Source organism: Arhodomonas sp. KWT, assembly GCF_010993615.1.
Genome location: NZ_WNXE01000217.1, coordinates 1 through 3,548 on the forward strand (window position 1 = coordinate 1; position 3,548 = coordinate 3,548).

The window sequence follows — 3,548 nt, forward strand, 5'->3', positions numbered from 1 at the left end:
CGTCGGTGACGCTGCCGGGCCACAGCGATTCCACTACCGAGGGGGCGGCGATCCGGTGATGCCACGATTGCGGCAGCTCGTCCGCGCCGAGCCGGGCCTCCAGGAGGTGATGGCTCGGCGGCCGGTAGACGTCGTGCCGGAGGTCCTCCTCGCGGGACCAGATGACCTTGACCGGGGCTCCCACGGTGCGGCTCAGCGCCACCGCCTCGGTGACGTAGTCCTGCTCCAGTCGGCGCCCGAAGCCACCGCCGATCAGTGTGCCGTGCACGCTGACGTCGTTCCCGGTGGCGAGCCCCAGGCGACCTGCCACGCGGGCGAGAAGGGCGCCGGGACCCTCGCCCCGCGCCGCGGCGAGGGCAGCGTCCCGGGCGCGGCTGCGGGACTGGGTACCCGTCCAGACCTCGATCCCGTCGTCGCCCGCTGCGGCGGTGGCGTTGGGCGGCTCGAGGCAGGCATGGGCCTGCAGTGGGACCCGGTAACGTGCGCTCACGAGGGCGTCGCCGGCGACGTTCCCGCCGTCCGCCTCTCCGCGCTGCCAGGCGGTGGGCATGTCCCCGTCCAGCGCCTCTTCCAGGATGGCGGCGATCGCCGTGTCGTCCGGCAGGCCGGCCGGTGGCCATTCCGGGGCCAGAGCGTCGAGGCCCTGCCTGGCTTCCCAGTAGCCGTCGGCGACGACGGCGACGGCACCGCCGGGCAGGGTGAGGACATCTTGAACCCCCGCGACAGCGCGGGCGGCCCGGGTGTCCATCCGGACGGGTTCCCCGCCGGGGACCGGCGGATGGGCGACACTCGCGACCAGGGCGCCGCGACGGTTGATGTCGATGCCGAACACCGCGGTCCCGGTGAGCTTCTCGGGGACATCCCGCCGGGGCGGGGAGTGGCCGATCCAGCGCCATTCCCCCGGTTCGGTGAGCGCGACCTCGGCGGGCGGTTCGAGCCGGGCCGCGTCGAGCGCGAGGGCGCCGTAGGCCAGGCTGCGGCCGCTGGGGTCATGATGGACGTGGCCGTCCGCGGCGCGGCAGTCGGCGTCGTCGACGCCCCAGCGGGCGGCGGCGGCGGTGATCAGCAGCGCCCGTGCCGTGGCCGCGCTCCGGCGGAGCACGGGCCACGCCTCGCGGATGCTGGTGCTGCCGCCGGTGGTCTGCTCGCCGTAGACGGGGGTGAGGGGCGCGGGCGCGAGCTCGATGGTGTCCGGCGCGACGGCGAGCTCCTCGGCGACAAGCAGGGGCAGTGACGTGGTCACGCCCTGGCCCATCTCGGCCTCGGTGAGGCGCAGCACGATGCGGCCGTCGGTGCGGATCTCCACCCAGGCGTCGGCGTAGCCGGTGTCGCTCATGGCGCCGTTTCCCGCGGTGGTATCCCGTGAGCCGGCCAGGCGGGCGGCCACATACAGGCCGGCGCCGGCGGCGAGGGCGCCGACGATCAGGCGGCGGCGCGTGGGGCTGAACTTCCCCTCAGCCATTGCGTCCGCCGGTGAGCGCGGCAAGCGCCCGGCGTGCCCGCTGGTAGGTGCCGCAGCGGCAGAGCACCCGGTCCATGGCCGCCTCGGTCTGCGTGGGACTGGGCCGCGGGGTGGTCCGCAGCAGTGCGGTGGCGGCGATCACCTGGCCGGGCTGGCAGTAGCCGCACTGTGGGACCTGGGCCTCGCGCCAGGCGGCGATGACCGGGTCGTCCCCGGCGGCGAGGCCCTCGATGGTGGTGACGGCGGCACCGTCCAGGCTGTCCATGGGGGTGCGGCAGGCGGGCACCGCGGCGTCGCCGACCAGTACCAGGCACGCACCGCAGAGGGCGACGCCGCAGCCGAATTTCGTCCCGGTGAGGCCGAGGTCCTCGCGCAGGTACCACAGCAGCGGACGCTCCGGCGGGCCGTCGTAGCGCCGGGCGACGCCGTTCACTTCGAGGTCGATGGCCATGGCCGCGCCGCCTCCCTGTGCCTTGCCTCGGCCGGCGGGCGCGACGCGGTACGGCGTCAGCCCGGGGGGCCGTAGTCGATATGATAGACCGCGCCGCGGTAGTCGTCGGAGACCAGCAGGGCGCCGCTCGGCAGGACCAGGACGTCCACCGGTCGGCCCCAGATCTCTCCGCTGTCCGTCAGCCAGCCGGTGACGAACGGCCGGTAGGCGTCGCCGGTCCCGGCCAGCGCCGCCTCGGGGTCGACTCGCATGAGGCGGTAACCGATGCGCTCGCTGCGGTTCCAGGAGCCGTGCTCGGCGATGAGGATGTCGCCGCGGTAGTCGGCGGGAAAGGCGTCACCGTCATAGAAGCGCATGCCCAGCGCCGCGACGTGGGGGCCGAGGCGTTGCACCGGCGGGACGTAGCGGGCACACGCGTCCGGCGAACCGTATTCCGGATCGGGGATGTCGCCGCCGTGGCAGTACGGGAAGCCGAAGTGCGTGCGCTCGCCGGTGAGGCGGTTGAGCTCGTCCGGCGGGCGGTTGTCGCCGAGCATGTCGCGGCCGTTGTCGGTGAACCAGAGGGTGCCGGTCTGCGGTGACCAGTCGAAGCCGACGGTGTTGCGCACGCCCCGGGCGATCACCGTGTGTTTGCCGTTGTCCGGGTCGACGCGCCAGATCTCGCCGTAGCGCTCACAGACGTTGCAGGGCGCGCCCAGGCCCACGTAGAGCGCACCGTCCGGCCCGGCGGCCAGGTAGCGCCAGCCGTGGTGATCGTAGCGGGGCAGTCGGGCCACGGTCTGCGGCGCGGGCGGGTCATCGAGCCGTGACTCGATCGCCGGCAGGCGGGCGATGCGGTCGGTGAAGGCGACGTAGAGGTCGCCGTCGAGGAACGCCACCCCGTTGGGAGAGTCCGGCGAGCCCTCGATGAGCAGGTGGCGGTGGTCGGTGCGCCCGTCGCCGTCCGTGTCGCGCAGCGCGTAGACGTTCCCGGCGCCGCGGGAGCCGACGAATACCGTGCCCTGTGCCCCCAGCGCAAGACTGCGGGCGCCGGGCACGTCGGCACTGTAGACGCCGGCGGTGAAGCCCTCCGGGAGGTCCAGCCGGGCGAGGCCGTGCTCGGTCGCGCTACGGCAGGATTGAGCCGCCGCGGCGACTACCACGAGGGCCACGGCGCGAAGGAGATGGTGTGGCATGTCGCCCTCCTTGTCGCTCGGCTTACGGCCGGGGGTTGACGCTATGCGTCCAGTATGTAGAATTTCGCGACCTGTCGCGATGATTCCGCCCAGGCGGGTCGGGCGGCAGGGAATGACAATTTGGAGGGATACCCAAGCGGTCAACGGGGGCAGACTGTAAATCTGCTGGCTCAGCCTTCGGAGGTTCGAATCCTCCTCCCTCCACCAGACAATCTGGCGCGGGATGCAGCGGGTTCCAGGCGGGTGTAGTTCAATGGTAGAACCTCAGCCTTCCAAGCTGATGATGTGGGTTCGATTCCCATCACCCGCTCCAGTGTTCGGTCCCGCGACAGGACGATTCGGTTGTCATGCCCATGTAGCTCAGGGGTAGAGCACACCCTTGGTAAGGGTGAGGTCGGCGGTTCAAATCCGCCCATGGGCTCCATCTACCGAGCTTTCCGTAGTCCGTAGAGAGCCCCCT

The 3,548-nt window shown here is 72.3% G+C and carries 3 protein-coding genes and 3 tRNA genes; 3 read left to right on the top strand and 3 right to left on the bottom strand.

The annotated features are described in order from the left end of the window. The 3 genes from G7A99_RS16825 to G7A99_RS16835 all read right to left on the bottom strand — a co-directional run. The coding region (locus G7A99_RS16825) for a molybdopterin cofactor-binding domain-containing protein (protein WP_163142295.1) at window positions 1-1,462 on the bottom strand (1,462 nt) is incomplete at its 3' end. Further along, window positions 1,455-1,913 carry a (2Fe-2S)-binding protein gene (locus tag G7A99_RS16830; protein WP_163142298.1) on the bottom strand — a complete coding sequence of 153 codons (459 nt, stop codon included), beginning with the start codon at window positions 1,911-1,913 and terminating at the stop codon, window positions 1,455-1,457. The genes G7A99_RS16830 and G7A99_RS16825, both read right to left, overlap by 8 nt. A 56-nt stretch (window positions 1,914-1,969) precedes the next feature. Next, complete coding sequence (locus G7A99_RS16835; RefSeq protein WP_163142301.1) at window positions 1,970-3,088, bottom strand: sorbosone dehydrogenase family protein; 1,119 nt, start codon at window positions 3,086-3,088, stop codon at window positions 1,970-1,972. Window positions 3,089-3,210: 122 nt separating this feature from the next. Between G7A99_RS16835 and G7A99_RS16840 the strand changes: the two genes are divergently transcribed. The 3 genes from G7A99_RS16840 to G7A99_RS16850 all read left to right on the top strand — a co-directional run bounded on the left by G7A99_RS16840 (window position 3,211) and on the right by G7A99_RS16850 (window position 3,512). Further along, window positions 3,211-3,295, top strand: a tRNA-Tyr gene (locus G7A99_RS16840). A 32-nt stretch (window positions 3,296-3,327) separates the two neighbouring features. Then, window positions 3,328-3,401 (top strand) — tRNA-Gly (locus G7A99_RS16845). A 36-nt stretch (window positions 3,402-3,437) separates the two neighbouring features. Then, window positions 3,438-3,512, top strand: a tRNA-Thr gene (locus G7A99_RS16850). Window positions 3,513-3,548 lie beyond the last annotated feature (36 nt).